Annotated in this window: 18 protein-coding genes; 13 read left to right on the top strand and 5 right to left on the bottom strand. The window is 68.6% G+C overall.

Translation table 11 applies throughout. From position 1 onward, the window contains the following. Nucleotides 1-20: 20 nt before the first annotated feature. A complete protein-coding gene (locus tag HW466_RS03830; RefSeq protein ID WP_059798984.1) occupies nucleotides 21-1646 on the bottom strand; it encodes an APC family permease in 1626 nt (541 codons plus the stop codon). Nucleotides 1647-1881: 235 nt separating this feature from the next. Further along, a complete protein-coding gene (locus HW466_RS32090) occupies nucleotides 1882-2004 on the bottom strand; it encodes a hypothetical protein (RefSeq protein WP_257785632.1) in 123 nt (40 codons plus the stop codon). 248 nt (nucleotides 2005-2252) lie between these two features. Between HW466_RS32090 and HW466_RS03825 the strand changes: the two genes are divergently transcribed. From HW466_RS03825 to HW466_RS03810, 4 genes are read left to right on the top strand one after another with little or no spacing between them, the layout of a single operon-like run. Further along, nucleotides 2253-3185, top strand: a complete 933-nt coding sequence (locus HW466_RS03825) for a 4-hydroxyproline epimerase (protein WP_059539512.1) — start codon at nucleotides 2253-2255, stop codon at nucleotides 3183-3185. Further along, on the top strand, nucleotides 3182-4312 hold the full coding sequence (locus tag HW466_RS03820) for an NAD(P)/FAD-dependent oxidoreductase (RefSeq protein WP_174905415.1): 1131 nt from the start codon (nucleotides 3182-3184) through the stop codon (nucleotides 4310-4312). The genes HW466_RS03825 and HW466_RS03820 overlap by 4 nt, the downstream gene beginning before the upstream one ends. Beyond that, complete coding sequence (locus HW466_RS03815) at nucleotides 4309-4542, top strand: 2Fe-2S iron-sulfur cluster-binding protein (RefSeq protein ID WP_059450582.1); 234 nt, start codon at nucleotides 4309-4311, stop codon at nucleotides 4540-4542. Before HW466_RS03820 ends, HW466_RS03815 begins: the two co-directional genes overlap by 4 nt. Then, nucleotides 4539-5807 (top strand): NAD(P)/FAD-dependent oxidoreductase, encoded by a 1269-nt coding sequence (locus HW466_RS03810; RefSeq protein WP_174905414.1) that lies wholly within the window; start codon nucleotides 4539-4541, stop codon nucleotides 5805-5807. Before HW466_RS03815 ends, HW466_RS03810 begins: the two co-directional genes overlap by 4 nt. A gap of 41 nt (nucleotides 5808-5848) precedes the next feature. On the opposite strand, the gene HW466_RS03805 is transcribed toward HW466_RS03810, so the two are convergent. Then, the gene (locus tag HW466_RS03805) at nucleotides 5849-6793 is read right to left on the bottom strand and encodes a LysR family transcriptional regulator (RefSeq protein WP_151006078.1); all 945 of its coding nucleotides are present in this window, start codon (nucleotides 6791-6793) and stop codon (nucleotides 5849-5851) included. A 164-nt stretch (nucleotides 6794-6957) separates the two neighbouring features. Between HW466_RS03805 and gtdA the strand changes: the two genes are divergently transcribed. The 8 genes from gtdA (at nucleotide 6958) to HW466_RS03765 (ending at nucleotide 13467) form a co-directional block, all read left to right on the top strand. Further along, nucleotides 6958-8004, top strand: coding sequence for a gentisate 1,2-dioxygenase (gtdA, locus tag HW466_RS03800; protein ID WP_059944155.1), 1047 nt, complete (start codon nucleotides 6958-6960; stop codon nucleotides 8002-8004). Nucleotides 8005-8102: 98 nt separating this feature from the next. Further along, entirely contained in the window at nucleotides 8103-8801 is a 699-nt protein-coding gene (locus tag HW466_RS03795) for a fumarylacetoacetate hydrolase family protein (RefSeq protein ID WP_060024698.1), read from the top strand. Between the two features lie 34 nt (nucleotides 8802-8835). Beyond that, nucleotides 8836-9477 (top strand): maleylacetoacetate isomerase, encoded by a 642-nt coding sequence (gene maiA, locus HW466_RS03790; RefSeq protein WP_151006079.1) that lies wholly within the window; start codon nucleotides 8836-8838, stop codon nucleotides 9475-9477. 19 nt (nucleotides 9478-9496) lie between these two features. Then, complete coding sequence (locus HW466_RS03785) at nucleotides 9497-10705, top strand: 3-hydroxybenzoate 6-monooxygenase (RefSeq protein WP_151006080.1); 1209 nt, start codon at nucleotides 9497-9499, stop codon at nucleotides 10703-10705. 76 nt (nucleotides 10706-10781) lie between these two features. Then, nucleotides 10782-12143, top strand: coding sequence for an MFS transporter (locus tag HW466_RS03780; protein ID WP_059798989.1), 1362 nt, complete (start codon nucleotides 10782-10784; stop codon nucleotides 12141-12143). 125 nt (nucleotides 12144-12268) lie between these two features. Continuing rightward, on the top strand, nucleotides 12269-12619 hold the full coding sequence (locus HW466_RS03775) for an ArsR/SmtB family transcription factor (protein ID WP_151006042.1): 351 nt from the start codon (nucleotides 12269-12271) through the stop codon (nucleotides 12617-12619). Further along, nucleotides 12609-13043: a YeeE/YedE family protein gene (locus tag HW466_RS03770; protein WP_059540911.1), complete on the top strand. Its 435-nt coding sequence runs from the start codon at nucleotides 12609-12611 to the stop codon at nucleotides 13041-13043. Before HW466_RS03775 ends, HW466_RS03770 begins: the two co-directional genes overlap by 11 nt. 1 nt (nucleotide 13044) lies before the next feature. Then, nucleotides 13045-13467 carry a DUF6691 family protein gene (locus HW466_RS03765; protein WP_059450572.1) on the top strand — a complete coding sequence of 141 codons (423 nt, stop codon included), beginning with the start codon at nucleotides 13045-13047 and terminating at the stop codon, nucleotides 13465-13467. Nucleotides 13468-13591: 124 nt separating this feature from the next. Here HW466_RS03765 and HW466_RS03760 read toward each other — a convergent pair whose 3' ends face one another. Further along, nucleotides 13592-13942, bottom strand: a complete 351-nt coding sequence (locus HW466_RS03760; RefSeq protein ID WP_059507266.1) for a hypothetical protein — start codon at nucleotides 13940-13942, stop codon at nucleotides 13592-13594. A 194-nt stretch (nucleotides 13943-14136) separates the two neighbouring features. Here HW466_RS03760 and HW466_RS03755 point away from each other — a divergent pair, with 194 nt between their 5' ends. Further along, complete coding sequence (locus HW466_RS03755) at nucleotides 14137-15636, top strand: aminotransferase-like domain-containing protein (protein ID WP_151006041.1); 1500 nt, start codon at nucleotides 14137-14139, stop codon at nucleotides 15634-15636. Between the two features lie 129 nt (nucleotides 15637-15765). On the opposite strand, the gene HW466_RS03750 is transcribed toward HW466_RS03755, so the two are convergent. After that, on the bottom strand, nucleotides 15766-16041 hold the full coding sequence (locus HW466_RS03750; protein ID WP_057928306.1) for a CppA family protein: 276 nt from the start codon (nucleotides 16039-16041) through the stop codon (nucleotides 15766-15768). Nucleotides 16042-16083: the final 42 nt, after the last annotated feature.

The following is a 16083-nucleotide window of genomic DNA, read 5'->3' as shown; positions in this document are numbered from 1 at the left end:
GAAAGGGGAAAGCGGGCGCGTCAGCCTTCGTCGTCCTCGAGCTGCAGCTTGTCGGAGCGGATGCCGGTGTGGGCGCCCCAGTAGTAGATGACGAGCGCGACGGCCGCGACGACGACCGTGTCGTACGGATGGGCGAGCTGGCCGGTGCCGCCGAAGCCGCCGAAGTACGACAGCACGATCATGGCCGCATAGAACGCGATCAGCCATGCCGACGAACGCACCTGCTCGGCGAGGCTCAGGTGCGCGGTCGGCACCCAGCGGCGGCATGCGAGGTAGATGACGAACATCACGATCTGCAGGCCGAGCAGCCAGGACACCGTGCCCCAGCCCGACCAGTAGACGATCAGCGCGGCGATCACGAACGACGCGGGACCGGTGATGCCGAACGCTACCGCGCGGAACGGCCGCGGCAGGCCGGGCGCGGTGCGGCGCAGCGCGGCGACCGACACGGGCGCGACCGCATAGCTCAGCACGAGCGCGGCCGACACGATGTTGATCAGCGCTTCCCACGACGGGAACGGCATGGTCCAGAAGACCGCGAGGCCGAACGTGAGCCACAGGCCCGCGCGCGGGATGCCCGATGCCTCGTCGACACGCGTGAACACCTTGAAGAACGTGCCCGTCTTCGCCCAGCCGTAGACGACGCGCGGCGTCGCGTTCATGTAGATGTTGCCGCAGCCGCTCGGCGAGATCATCGCGTCGGCGACCACCATCACCGCGAGCCAGCCCACGCCGAGCGCCAGCGCGATGTCGCGGTACGGCAGCGAGAAGGCCTTGCTCACGTCGTGCCAGCCGGCGGCCAGCATGTCGGTCGGGATGCTGCCGATGAACGCGAGCTGCAGCAGCACGTAGATCAGCGTGGACAGCAGGATCGACAGGATCAGCGCGATCGGGATCGTGCGCTGCGGGTTGCGTACTTCGCTTGCGACCGACACGATCGGCGTGAGGCCGAGATACGCGAAGATGATGCCGCCGGCCGACACGGCCATCTCGATGCCCGGCATGCCGAACGGCGCGAAACCATGCACGGTCAGGTTGGCGGGCTTGAAGAACGTGAAGAGCACCGCGATCACCGACAGCGGCACGATGAACTTGAAGATGCTGATGATGTTGTTCGCCTTCGCGAACGTCTTCACGCTCGAATAGTTCAGGTAAAAGAAGAAGCAGAGCAGCGCGGCCTGCACGAGCCAGCCGATCGTCGTCGGGTCGCTCGACCCGGCCTTCGTGAGGCCGGGGAACCACGCGGCCGCATACTGGCGCGCCGCGACCACTTCGATCGCGATCAGGCTCGAGAATGCGATCAGCGTGATGAAGCCCATCAGGTAGCCGAGCAGCGGGCCGTGCGAGAACACCGGGTAGCGGACCACGCCGCCCGCGCGCGGCAGTGCGGCGCCGAGCTCGCAGTAGACGATGCCGAGCAGCAGCACCGCGAAGCCGCCGAGCAGCCACGAGAAGATGCCGGCCGGGCCGGCGATCGTCGACACGTGACTCGCGGCGAACAGCCAGCCCGAACCGAAGATCGCACCGAGGCCGATGAACGTGAGGTCGGTCAGCGACAGCTGCTTCTTGAACTTGCCGTGCCCACCGTCGGCGGGCACGGAACGGGAAAGCGGGACGGACGGGTGGGTGTTGCCTTGACCTGGCATGGGTTTGTCTCCTGGGAAATATCGGGGCAGGTGCGGCTTGCGCCGCGCTCCGACGGAGCAGCGGCGCAACACCTGCCGGCCGGCGTGCGACCGGTTCGAACGACCGGGGCGGGCCGGGGCCCGTTCAGGCGCGGCGCGGGCAGGCGCCACGGCGAACGGGCCCGTGCCGGGCATGCCGGACACGGAAGTGGCGATGCAACGGGGGGAGGCCGTTGCACCGCCGGGGGGAAATCGGTCAGCGGTTCGCGCGGCTGCGCTCGGCGCGATGCGCGGCGTCGAACGCGATGGAAGCGCCCGGTACGAACCGGTTGCTGAGTGCTGGCACAACGTCGGCCCGCTGGATGGCGTTTCGGCTCACTGCAATCTCCTGCTTCGTATCGGTCGACGACGGGCGCGTCGACGTGCAACCAGTATCGCCGTGCAAACGCCCATCACGCTTGAGCCGTATCGCGGAGCAAAATGACGAAATCGGCACAGTGGCCGGAAGGGCAGCGAAACGCGTTCCTCACTGTGCCGATTTCGTCGTCGTCCTCATCGAAAAGCCACAAGCGGACGGACGCGCGACGGAGGAAGCTATGCTCCTTTCCCCACTTCGGACGGCTCATGATGAAGCGCATCCAGATCATCGATTCGCACACGGGCGGCGAACCCACGCGGCTCGTCGTGTCCGGTTTTCCCTCGCTCGGCAACGGCACGATGGCCGAGCGCCGCGACGTGCTCGCGCGCGAGCACGATCGCTATCGCACCGCGTGCATTCTCGAGCCGCGCGGCAGCGATGTGCTGGTCGGCGCGCTGCTGTGCGAACCCGTGTCGCCGGAGGCGGCGGCCGGCGTGATCTTCTTCAACAACAGCGGTTATCTCGGGATGTGCGGGCACGGCACGATCGGTGTCGTGCGCACGCTGCATCACATGGGCCGCATCGAGCCGGGCGTGCACCGGATCGAAACGCCGGTCGGCACCGTCGAGGCCACGCTGCACGATGACCTGTCGGTCAGCGTGCGCAACGTGCTCGCGTACCGCCACGCGAAGGCCGTCGATGTCGACGTGCCGGGTTACGGTCCCGTGAAGGGCGACATCGCGTGGGGCGGCAACTGGTTCTTCCTGATCAGCGATCACGGCCAGCGTGTGGCCGGCGACAACGTGGCGGCGCTGACCGCGTATGCGTCCGCGGTGCGCGCGGGGCTCGAGCGCGCGGGCATCACCGGCGCGAACGGCGGCGAAATCGACCATATCGAACTGTTCGCGGACGATCCCGAGCACGACAGCCGCAGCTTCGTGCTGTGCCCGGGCCATGCGTACGACCGTTCCCCGTGCGGCACCGGCACGAGCGCGAAGCTTGCTTGCCTCGCGGCCGACGGCAAGCTCGAACCGGGCGTCGTGTGGCGGCAGGCGAGCGTGATCGGCAGCGTGTTCCATGCGAGCTATGCGCAGGCCGACGGCGGCATCGTGCCGACGATTCGCGGCAGCGCGCACCTGAGCGCGGAAGCGACGCTGCTGATCGAGGAAGACGATCCGTTCGGCTGGGGCATCGTGTCGTGAGCGAGACCCGGACCGACGTCGTCGTGATCGGCGCCGGCATCGTCGGCGCGGCGTGTGCGCATGAACTCGCGCAGCGCGGGCTGCGCGTGCTCGTCGTCGACGACGCGAGCGGCGGCGCGACCGGCGCCGGCATGGGCCACCTCGTCGCGATGGACGACAACGCGGCGGAGCTCGCGCTGAGCCATTACTCGATCGAATTGTGGGGCGCGCTCGCCGGCGAGATGCCGGAAGGCTGCGCGTACCGCAACTGCGGCACGCTGTGGCTCGCTGCCGATGCGCATGAAATGGACCTCGCGCGCGCCAAGCAGGCGACGCTCGCCGCGCACGGCGTGGCGGGCGAGCTGATCGACGCGGCGACGCTCGCGCGGCTGGAGCCGATGCTGCGTGCGGGCCTCGGCGGCGCGCTGAAAATTCCCGGTGACGCGATTCTCTATGCGCCCGTCGCCGCGAGCTGGCTGTTGCAACGCGCGCCGGGCATCACGTCGCGGCGCGATCGCGCGGTCGCGGTCGACGGCCCGAGCGTGACGCTCGCGAGCGGCGACACGCTGCGTGCGGAACGTGTCGTCGTCGCGAACGGCGTCGCCGCGCGCACGCTGTTGCCCGAATTGCCGCTGCGCCCGAAGAAGGGGCATTTGCTGATCACCGATCGCTACCCGGGCCAGGTGTCGCACCAGCTCGTCGAGCTCGGCTATGCGGCGAGCGCGCATGCGAGCGATGGCACGTCGGTCGCGTTCAACGTGCAGCCGCGGCCCACCGGCCAGCTCCTGATCGGCTCTTCGCGCCAGTTCGACACCGAAGACGCACGCGTCGAGCCGCCGGTCCTCGCGCGCATGCTGCGCCGTGCGGCCGGCTACCTGCCGGATCTGGCCGATCTGAACGGCATTCGCGCATGGACGGGCTTTCGCTCCGCGAGCCCCGACGGCCTGCCGCTGCTCGGCGAGCATCCGGCGCGGCCGGGCGTGTGGCTTGCGGTCGGGCACGAAGGGCTCGGCGTGACGACCGCGCCGGGCAGCGCGCGGCTCGTTGCCGCGCTGATGACGGGAGAACGCCCGCCCATCGACATCGAACCGTATTTGCCGGGACGTTTCCTGACGGCGTCCCACGTAGCCGGAGCGCTTTCTTCATGATCATTCATCTGGACGGCCGTGCGCTGACGGTGGCCGACGGCGTGACCGTCGCGGCCGCCGTCGCGGCGAGCGGCGACGACACGACGCGCGTGTCGTGCACGGGTGCGGCGCGCGCGCCGTTTTGCGGTATGGGCATCTGCCAGGAGTGCAGGATGACGATCGACGGCCGTCGCCGCCTGGCTTGCCAGACGCTGTGCCGCGACGGGATGCGGGTGGAGCGCACGCGATGAAACAGGAACGACTGAGCGTCGACGTCGCCATCGTCGGCGCGGGGCCGGCCGGATTGTCGGCCGCGCGGGCCGCCGCACGAAGCGGCGCGACGATCGCGATCGTCGACGACAACCCGCGCGCGGGCGGCCAGATCTGGCGTCAGGCGGCGGCAGCGACACCGTTGCCGGTCGCGGCGGAACGCCTTGCCGTGCTGCGTCAGCCGAATGTCACGCACCTGGCGGCCACGCGTATCGTCGCGGAGACGCAGCCGGGCACGCTGCTGCTGGAGGACGACGAACGCGGGTTTCTCCTCGAATTCCGCACGCTGATCGTGTGCTGCGGCGCGCGCGAGCTGTTGCTGCCGTTTCCCGGCTGGACGCTGCCGGGCGTCACCGGCGCGGGTGGCCTGCAGGCGCTGATCAAGTACGGCCTCGACGTGCGCGGGCAGCGCATCGTCATCGCCGGCAGCGGCCCGCTGCTGCTCGCGAGCGCGGCGACCGCACGTCAGGCCGCCGCGCAGGTGTCGCACGTGCTCGAACAGGCCGCGTGGAGCGATGTTGCCGGCTTCGGCGCGGGGTTGTGGCGCTGGCCGTCGAAACTGGCGCAGGCCGCGAAGCTCGTCACGGCCGCCTACCGGCCCGGCGCACACGTCGTCGAGGCGTTCGGCGACCAGCGGCTCGAACGCGTGCGGATCCGGCAGGGCGAGCGCGAGTTCGAGGTCGATTGCGACCGGCTCGCATGCGGCTTCGGCCTCGTGCCGAACACCGTGCTGCCGAGCCATCTCGGCTGCCGGATCGAGAACGGCGCGGTCGCGGTCGACGCGTACCAGCGCACGAGCCGCGAAGGCTGTTTCGCGGCGGGCGAGTGCACGGGTGTCGGCGGCAGCGAACTGGCGATGGTCGAAGGCGAGATTGCAGGTTGTGCGGCCACCGGGCAGACGGCGCCGCTGGACGGGCTGATTGCCCAGCGCGCGCGCTGGCATGCGTTCGCGGATTCGGTGCGCGAACGCTTCGCGATCCGCGAGCCGATTCGCCGGCTCGCGCGGCCCGATACGCTACTGTGCCGTTGCGAGGACGTGCGCTTCGACGCGGTCGCGCCGGCGTCGGGCTGGACGGCTGCGAAGCTGCTGACGCGCTGCGGAATGGGCGCATGCCAGGGCCGTGTATGCGGCGCAGCCGCGCAGGCATTGTTCGGCTGGACGCCGCCGGTGCCGCGCACGCCGCTCGTGCCCGCGCGCGTCGGCACGCTGATGCTGGACGACACGGCGTCCTGCGACGGCGCCTGACGCGCCAGCGCGAGGCGGTCCGGTTCCGGCCGCCTCGCCATTCACTCCTCCTTCACTTTCTCCCATCCGCCGACCTGCGGTGCCGCACAGGCACGCAGGCACTCGATCGCGGCAGCGACGGCCGCGCGATTCGCGCTGTCGGGATGCCAGTACATCGACACCGCGCCCTGGCCCTCGAGCCGCATCGGCAGGATGCGGATCGCGTTCAACTGCTCGAAGCGCCGCGCGGCGCGATGCGACGCGACGCCCAGCAGGTCGGTGTTGTTCAGCAACGTGAGGTTCAGGATCGACGAATTCGATTCGACACAGTGCGGAGGCTGCACGCGGCCCGCGGCCGTCAGCGCGACTTGCAGCGCGTTGTGCACCGGCGTGCCCGACGGCCAGACGATCCATGAGTAGGCCAGCACCTCGTCCCAGCCGACACAGGCCGCGCCGACGAGCGAATGATCCGGCCGCGCGACGAACACCACCGGATCGACGTACAGCGCTTCGGCGTGCAGGTGCGGATCGACGGACGCCGAGCCCGAGCGGCCGACGACGATGTCCAGTTCGCCGCGCGCAAGCTGCGGCATCAGCTGGTTCATCGTGCTTTCGGCGAGACGCACTTGCGCGCGCGGCATCCGCTTGAGCAACTGCGACACCGCGAGCGGCACCGTATCGGCGGCCGCGACGCCCGACGTGCCGATCGTGACGAGGCCGCTGCCGCCTTCGCGTAGCGCCGCCATGTCGTCGCGCGCGACGTCGAGCTGCGCCTCCACGCGGCGCGCGTGCTCGATCAGCGCATCGCCATAGGCCGTCGGCCGCAGGCCGCGCGCGTGCCGCTCGAACAACGGCAGCCCGACATCCTCTTCCAGCTCCTTCAGCCATTTCGACAGCGCGGGCTGGGTCGTCGCGAGCGCTGCCGCCGACTGGCTCAGGTTGCCGGTGCTGGCGAGGCTCAGCAGCACCTGGAGGTGCCGTAATCGCAGCCGGTAGGTCCAGTCCATCGTGTGCTCCGTGTCGGGAGATATATCCAAAATAATCTGGATTAGATGATTTCGCCATTTTACCGGGTATGTCTGCGTCGAATATAAATGGGCCAACGGACTGAAGCACGCGGTCCCCGACCCGACACAGCGCCGAACGCGATCGGCCGCCCCAAGGAGACATCATGACCAGCCGACACCCGGATACGTCCCGCGCCGACTATTACGCACGGATCGCCGAACAGCGCCTCGCGCCATTGTGGGAGTCGCTGCACAACCTCGTGCCGAAGACGCCGCAGCCGGCCGCGCAAGCCGCGATCTGGAAGTACGCGCAGGTGCGCGACCTCGTGATGCAGGCCGGCGGCGTGATCAGCGCGGAGGAGGCCGTGCGCCGCGTGCTGGTGCTGGAGAACCCGGGGCTGCCCGGCAAGTCGAGCATGACACCGAGCCTGTATGCCGGCTTGCAATTGATCCTGCCGGGCGAGATCGCGCCGAGCCACCGGCATACGCAGTCGGCGTTGCGCTTCATCGTCGAGGGCAAGGGTGCTTGGACCGCGGTGAACGGCGAGCGCACGACGATGCATCCGGGCGACTTCATCATCACGCCGTCGTGGGCGTGGCACGACCACGGCAACCCGTCGGTGGAAGATGGCGGCGAGCCTGTCGTGTGGCTCGACGGGCTCGACATTCCGCTCGTCGGGAGCCTCGATGCGGGCTTCGCGGAGAATTACCCGGAGGCCGAGCAGCCCGTCAGCCGCGCGGAAGGCGACAGCTTCGCGCGCTTCGGCCACAACATGGTGCCGGTGCGCCATCGCGCGAGCGACCCGACGTCGCCGGTGTTCAGCTATCCGTACGCGCGCACCCGCGAGGCTCTCGACGCGCTGTACCGCAACGGCGAGCTCGACGCGTGGGACGGCGTGAAACTGCGCTACGTGAATCCCGCGACGGGCGGCTGGCCGATGCCGACGATCGCGACCTTCATGCAGTTCCTGCCGGCCGGCTTCGACGGCCGCACGTATCGCAGCACCGACGCGACGATCTACTGCGTCGTCGAAGGCAGCGGCACCGCGCGCATCGGCGGCGATGCGTTCGCATTCGAGCCGCACGACATCTTCGTAGCGCCGTCGTGGGCGCCGGTGCGGCTGGCGGCCTCGTCCGACTCCGTGTTGTTCAGCTATTCCGACCGGCCTGTGTTGTCCGCGCTGAACCTGTTGCGCGAAGCGCGCGAGTGACGCCGCCGGTCGGCGCGATTTTTCGATATCCCGGATTCGTCCGATGCGCCGCCGACGCGGCGCGCGTTCCTTCCTTCATGTCTACGCTGGAGCCGTTCATGACTTACGTTTTCCCGCCCGAAGCGCCGGTGGCGCTTCCCGTCGCCGGCAGCGACGCCCGTTTCGCGGTCCGCCGCGTGTACTGCGTCGGCCGCAACTACGCGGCCCATGCGCGCGAAATGGGCTTCGATCCCGATCGCGAACCGCCGTTCTTCTTCTGCAAGCCCGCCGACTCGATCGTGCCGGTCGCCTACGGCGAAACGCTCGATCTCGCGTATCCGTCGCAGACGCAGAACTACCACTACGAAGCCGAACTGGTCGCGGTGATCGGCAAGGGCGGTTCGGACATTCCGCTCGAAAGCGCGCTCGAGCACGTGTGGGGGTACGCGGTCGGACTCGACATGACGCGCCGCGACCTGCAGATGAAGATGCGCGAGATGGGCCGGCCGTGGGAAATCGGCAAGGCGTTCGATCGTTCCGCGCCGATTGGCCCCGTGCATCCCGCGAGCGAAGTCGGTCACTTCGAGCACGCCGGCCTGTGGCTGACGGTCAACGGCACGACGAAGCAGAAGAGCGACGTGTCGCACCTGATCTGGTCGGTCGCCGAAACCGTGGCCGACCTGTCGAAGTTCTTCCGCCTGGAACCGGGCGACGTGATCTTTACCGGCACGCCGGAAGGCGTCGGCGCGGTGGTCAAGGGCGACGTGATGAAGGTCGGCGTCGAGCGTCTCGGCGAACTCACCGTGCGCGTGGTCTGACGCACGTTCCCCGATTTCATCGAAAGGCCACATCGTGCAACTGCATAGCTTCTTCAACAGTTCGACCTCCTATCGGGTGCGCATCGCGCTCGCGCTGAAAGGACTGTCGTACGACACGCTGCCCGTAAACATTCGCACGGGCGAGCACCGCGAGGCCGACTACGTCGCGCGGGTGAACCCGTCGGCGTCGGTGCCGGCGCTGGTCGACAGCGATTTCCGTCTCGGGCAGTCGCTGGCGATCATCGACTACCTCGACCAGATTCATCCGGCACCGCGGCTGATTCCGCTGGAGCCGCGGCAGCGCGCACGCGTGCTGGAACTCGCGACGCTGATCGCGTGCGACATCCATCCGGTCAACAACTTGCGCGTGCTGCGCTATCTCGACAGCGAACTGCAGGTCACACCGCAGCAGAAGACGGCCTGGTACCGGCACTGGATCGCGGAAGGCATGGCCGGCGTCGAACGCCTGCTCGCGCGCGCGGACACGGGCCCGTGGTGTTTCGGCGATGCGCCGACGCTCGCGGACGTCTGCCTCGTGCCGCAGGTCGCGAACGCGCTGCGGATGGATTGCGACCTGAGCGCCTATCCGCGCAGCCTCGCGGTTCATGAACACGCGCGGCGCGAGCCGGCGTTCGACGCGGCGCAGCCGATGCGGCAACCCGACTACGTCGCGTAACACGAAGCAGGAGACAGACATGGGCGAGACAAACAATGCGGGCCGACGCGTACTCGTGATCGGCGGCGGCATCGGCGGGCTCGCGACGGCGCTGGCGCTCGCGCGCCAGGGCATTCGCGTGAAGCTGCTCGAACAAGCCGCGCAAATCGGCGAGATCGGCGCGGGCATCCAGCTCGCCGCGAATGCGTTCAATGCGCTCGACGCGCTGGGCGTCGGGGAGGCGGCACGTGCTCGCGCGGTGTTCACCGACCGGCTGCAACTGATGGATGCGCTCGATGCGCGGGAAGTCGCGTGCATCGATACGGGCGCCGCGTATCGCGAACGCTTCGGCAACCCGTATGCGGTGATCCATCGCGCGGACATCCACCTGTCGATCTACGAGGCCGTGAAGGATCATCCGCTGATCGAATTCCGGACCAGCACGCAGGTGTGCGGGTTCGAGCAGGACGGCAACGGCGTGACCGTGATCGATCAGCACGGCGAGCGTTATCGTGCCGACGCGGTGATCGGCTGCGACGGCGTGAAGTCCGCGATCCGGCAGGCGCTGATCGGCGATGCGCATCGCGTGACGGGGCACGTCGTGTACCGCGCGGTCGTCGACGTCGACAACATGCCGAAGGATCTGCAGATCAATGCGCCGGTCGTGTGGGCCGGCCCGCATTGCCATCTCGTTCACTACCCGCTGCGCGGCGGACGGCAATACAACCTGGTCGTCACCTTCCACAGCCGCGAGCAGGAAACCTGGGGCGTGCGCGACGGCAGCAAGGAGGAAGTGCTGTCGTACTTCGACGGCATCCACCCGCTGCCGAAGCAGATGCTCGATCGGCCGACATCGTGGAAGCGCTGGGCGACCGCCGATCGCGACCCGGTCGAGCGCTGGAGCGCGGGCCGCGCGACGGTGCTCGGCGACGCCGCGCATCCGATGACGCAATACATCGCGCAGGGCGCGTGCCAGGCGCTCGAGGATGCGGTGACGCTCGGCGCGGCCGTCGCGCAGCGCGACGGCGACTTCGAGGCCGCGTTTGCGCTGTACGAACGCGCGCGGATTCCGCGCACCGCACGCGTGCTGTATTCGGCGCGCGAGATGGGACGGATCTATCACGCGAAGGGCGTCGAGCGGCAGGTGCGCAATGGGCTGTGGATCGGTCGCACGCAGGCGCAGTTCTACGACGCGCTGGACTGGCTGCACGGCTGGCGCGCGGAGGATTGCCTGAAGACCGTCGCCTGACGCGCTTCAGCCCGAATCCGGCGGCGCGCATTCCAATGACATCGCGCGCGACCGCCTTCATGGAGGAGACATCATCATGGCCAATACGCTGTCCATCGACGTCAGCGAATGGATCGACCGGCATCGCGTCGCGCCGTTTCAGGTCGCGATCGTCGTGCTGTGCTTCCTGATCGTCGCGATCGACGGTTTCGACACGGCATCGATCGGCTTCATCGCCCCCGTCATTCGCGCGGAATGGGGACTGTCGCCCGCGCAACTCGCGCCGGTATTCGGCGCCGGACTCGCCGGGCTGATGGCCGGCGCGCTCGCGTTCGGGCCGTTCGGCGACCGGTTCGGCCGCAAGCGCCTGCTGCTCGCCTGTGTCGCGTGCTTCGGTATCGCGAGTGCGGCGTCGGCGAGTGCGGGCGGCTTGACCGAACTGATCGCATGGCGCTTCGTGACGGGCCTCGGGCTCGGCGGCGCGATGCCGAACGCGATCACGCTGACGTCCGAGTATTGCCCCGCGCGGCGGCGCTCGTTGCTCGTGACGACGATGTTCTGCGGCTTCACGATCGGCTCGGCCCTCGGCGGGCTCGCGGCCGCGTCGCTGATCGAACGCGACGGCTGGCGCGCGGTGCTCGTCGTCGGCGGTGCCGCGCCGCTGCTGCTCCTGCCGATGCTCGCGTGGCGGCTGCCTGAGTCGGTGCGCTACCTCGTCAATACCGGCGCGCCGCGCGAGCGGATCGCGGCGATGCTCGCGCGCATCGCACCGGATCCGCATCTTGCGCACGCGTCGTTCGTCGCGCCGCGCGGCAAGCCGGCCGGGTCGCCGCTCGGGCGGCTGTTCGCTGCCGACCTGCTGCGCGGCACGCTGTTGCTGTGGCTGACCTTCTTCATGAGCCTGCTCGTCATCTACCTGCTGTCGAGCTGGCTGCCGACGTTGTTGCGCACGACCGGCGCGACGCTGCAGACGGCCGCGCGCGTGACCGCGATGTTCCAGGTCGGCGGCACGCTCGGCGCGATCGTGCTCGGCTGGCTGATGGACCGCTTCGATCCGCAGCGCGTACTTGCATGCAGCTATGCGGCGGCGGGTGTGTTCGTCGCGGCCATCGGGGTGCTGGCCGCATCGCCGGTGGGCGCGGCAATGGCCGTGTTCGCGGCCGGCTTCTGCGTATCGGGTTCGCAGGTCGGCGTGAATGCGCTGTCGGCGGCGTTCTATCCGACCGAATGCCGGACCACGGGCGTGAGCTGGGCGAACGGGATCGGCCGCGGCGGGTCCGTCGTCGGCTCGATGGCGGGCGGTGCGATGCTTGCGACGGGGCTGCCGTTGTCGACCGCGTTCGCGTTCGTCGCGGTGCCGTGCGTGATCGCCGGCATCGCGGTCCTCGTGCTCGGCGCGGTGCGGGCGGGTGCGAAGCGCACGGCGGCAGCCGAGACAATTGCCGGCGAGCAGGCGTAGTGAGCAAGGGGCAGGGTGCGGCCATTGTCGATGGCGCCATCATCTGACGGCATCGAACGAAAGTACGACTCTACGTTATATAGATATATATAATATCGTTTCGTTAATTGTTTGCCGTCACCCTCATGAACACTGCCCCCTCTACCAGGCTGCCCGAGCCCGACCAGATGCGCGCTGCCGCCGAATCGGCATGCGCGCTGCTCAAGGTGCTGTCCAATCCTGACCGGTTGCTGCTGCTGTGCGAGCTGTCGCAGGGCGAACGCTGCGTAAGCGACCTGGAGACGCGGCTGGATATCCGCCAGCCGACGCTGTCGCAGCAGCTCGGCGTGTTGCGGGACAACGCATTGGTCCGCACGCGCCGTGAAGGCAAGAACATCCACTATTCGCTCGACAGCCCGGCCGTGATCGCGGTGATGGGCGTGCTGTACGAACAGTTCTGCGGCGCGCCGGCGAAGGAGGCCCGCCATGCACGTTGATGTGCTTCATTTCACACCGTGGCTGTCGCTTGCAGGCGGTGTGCTGATCGGGCTCGCTGCCGCGTGGCTCGTGGCGTTCAACGGACGGATCGCCGGGATCAGCGGCATCGTCGGCGGCTTGTTCACGGCCGGCGCAGCCGAGCGCGGCTGGCGTGCCGCATTCGTCGGCGGGATGATTGCCGCGCCGCTGATGATGCGTATCGTCGGCGCCGTCATGACGCCGCAGGTCGATGCGGGCTGGGGCGAGCTGCTGGCGGCCGGCCTGCTGGTCGGGATCGGCACGCGCTATGCGGGCGGATGCACGAGCGGTCACGGCGTCTGCGGGCTGTCGCGCGGTGCGGCGAGATCGATCGTCGCGACGTCGGTATTCATGGTCGCGGGATTTGCGACCGTATTCGTGCGACGGCACATGATCGGAGGCTGACATGCAGGCAGGATTCGCGTTTCTGGCGGGGCTGCTGTTCGGCGCCGGCCTCATCGTGTCGGGGATGGCCAATCCGCAGAAGGTGATTGGCTTTCTCGATCTGGCAGGCCGCTGGGATCCGTCGCTCGCGTTCGTGATGGCCGGCGCGATCGGCGTTGCCGTGTTCGCGTTTGCGTGGGCGAAGCGTCGGACGCGGTCGTTGCTCGGCTTGCCGATCCAGTGGCCGGCCGCGCGGACGATTACCGTGCGCCTCGTCGCCGGCAGCGCCGTGTTCGGCATCGGATGGGGGCTTGCCGGGTTTTGCCCGGGGCCGGCGATCGTGTCGATCGGGTTCGGGTCGATCAAGGGCATCGCTTTCGTCGCAGCGATGCTGATCGGGATGGCGTTGTTCGAGTGGATCGAGCGCGCGCGGCAGGGGCGGTAGCTGCGTGTGGTTCTTGCGGCTGAAATTGTCGGCGCGCCCCCGCGCCGAGACAAAACCGTGCTCGTTGCCTGCGTGATTACACGCCGATTACGTGACGACAGCGGCGACGGCGCGGGCTGCCGTGTCAGGGCTGCTCGCGGACCTGGCGCTCGCCGAGTAGCGGCGTGATTACCCGGTGCAGCCATGTGCGCCACATCGCGAACACGCCGGACCGGGCTCCGGGCGCCGCGATGAGCGCGGCGACCGGCCCGGCACCGCCCGCGGACAATGTCATGTGACCGGCCGTCTCGATCGTCAGGCACTCGCCTTCGTCGAGCACGCGGCGAACGTAATGCGGCGTATCGGGCAGCCAGTCTATCCCGCCATGACGCAACGTGACCGCCAGCGCGCCGTCGAGCACGACGACCTGGCTGCCCTTGTCGAACCACGCAAAGTGGCTTTGCCCGGCATCGAGCCGGATGTCTTGCGTCCGCATGGCGAGTCCTTTTTCCGGTTGCGCGGCCCGGCGATGGCCGGGCAACAGCGTGCAATCAGGTTAGGGAAATGCGCGCGGGCAGGACAGATTCAGGGGACGGGAATCTGTTACGGTGCAGCCGACGATTTTGATCGTCTGTATCGGTGGGTTTCCCGAGAATCTGTATCTGGCGTGTGCCGGCGCGCGCGGGCACGATGACCCGCATGACGCTCATCACGGACTCGTTCCGAACACCTTTGCCGATGGCCGGCGAGCCGCTGTACGAACGACTCGCCGAGCACTATCGCCGCATCATCGCGGCGGGTACGCTGTCGCCCGGCGACCGGATGCCGTCCGTACGTGCCTTCATGGCGCAACACGGCGTGAGCTTGTCGACCGCGATCCAGGCATTTCGGCGGCTCGAGGATACGGGCTGGTGCGAAGCCAGGCCACGTTCCGGCTATTTCGTCAGGCGGCGCGCGGCCGCCGCGCTCGATACGCTGCCCGAAAGCGATGGGCCGCCGCTGAGCGTCGAGCCGCCGTTCGCGGGACTGCATGAGCGCGTATCGCGCGTGATCGATCGCGCGAACGCGAAGCCCGATGCGCTGAATCTCGGCGGCGCATCCGCGCTCGCGACGCTGTATCCGTCCGAGCGCCTGCAGACGCTGGCGATCCGGTTGCTGCGGCGCAAGCCGACGCTGCTGACCGACGCGGGGCCCGTTGGCGGGTCGCCCGAATTCCGGCAGACGATGGCAAAGCGCGCGCTGTCGTACGGCGTGACCGTATCGCCGGACGACGTGATGTCGACGAGCGGCGGCGTCGATGCCGTGAATCTCGCGCTTCGCGCCGTGGCACGCCCGGGCGACACGGTCGCGATCGAATCGCCGGCCTTTTTCGGCTTGATCCAGCTGCTCGAAAGCCTCGGCCTGCGTGCGCTCGAGATTCCGGCCAGCCCGACGACCGGGCTGTCGATCGAAGCGCTCGAAGTCGCGCTGACCGCGTACCCGGAGATTCGGGCCGTGGTCGTCGTGCCGAATCTGCAGAACCCGCTCGGCAGCGTGATGCCCGACGAGCGCAAGGCCGCGCTGGTCGCGCTTTGCTCGCGCCACGGCGTGGCCGTGATCGAGGACGAACCGTATCGCGAGCTCGTGGAAGCGCCACACGTGGTGAAGCCCGTAAAGGCATGGGATCGTGACGGCACGGTGATTTATTGCCCGTCGTTCAACAAGGTGCTGGCACCCGGGATGCGGCTCGGCTGGATGAGCGCGGGCCGCTGGCACGCGCGCGTGAAGATGCTCAAGTTCGCGCACAGCCGGCACAACGCCGCGTTGCTCCAGGCCGTCGCGGCCGAATTCGTCGGCTCGGGAGCGTTCGATCGCCACCTGCACCGGTTTCGCGAGCAGTTGCGCGTGCAGCGCGATGTGACGATCGATGCGATCGCGCGCCATTTTCCGGCCGGCACGCGGATGAACCGGCCGCCCGGCGGCATGCTGCTTTGGATCGCGTTGCCGGACGGCGTGCGTTCCGAAGCATTGTTCGATGCCGCGCTGGCTCGCGGGGTAAGGATTGCGCCAGGCGCGATCTTTTCGAACTCCGACCGCTTTGACGCGTATATCCGGCTTGCCTGCACGCGGGTGTTCGACTCGGCACATGAAGCAGCGATCGAAATGCTCGGGCAATTGATACGCGACGCGGCGGCCGCTGCGCAGGTGTGAACCGTGCACGCACGTTGGCTACCGGGCTCGGCGGCCGTGACGGGGGCACGGGCCTGCCGACCCGGCACGCCGTGTTCACCGCCGACGGCCGCCGCGCAGCGACGCGCCGACGATACGATTTCGGCGATTTCATCGGCTGACCGCATGCGCGGCGAGGTGCTGACGGATCAGCGACAGGTAGCGATCACCGACCGAGAAGTCGCGCGCCGCGCGCGGCCGCTCTGCCTGACGCAGCGTGGCCGGCGCGCTCATGCCGAGGTATCGGCATACCGCCGACGGGAAGGGCTTGCGCGTATGCCCGAGCTGGCGCGCCGCGCGCTCGACGCGGGCGTCGCCGACCTGCGCGCGCAGCCATGCCAGCACTTGGCGATCGGTGTCGTTGACGATACGGACCAGATGTTCCATCGCGCACCTCACTGTTCATAAATACAGTACTGTAAATATAAC

It is taken from the genome of Burkholderia territorii, from assembly GCF_902833055.1.
GTDB lineage: Bacteria > Pseudomonadota > Gammaproteobacteria > Burkholderiales > Burkholderiaceae > Burkholderia > Burkholderia territorii.
Note: the sequence above shows the minus strand (reverse complement) of the source record. Positions and strands in the feature narration are given on the sequence as shown.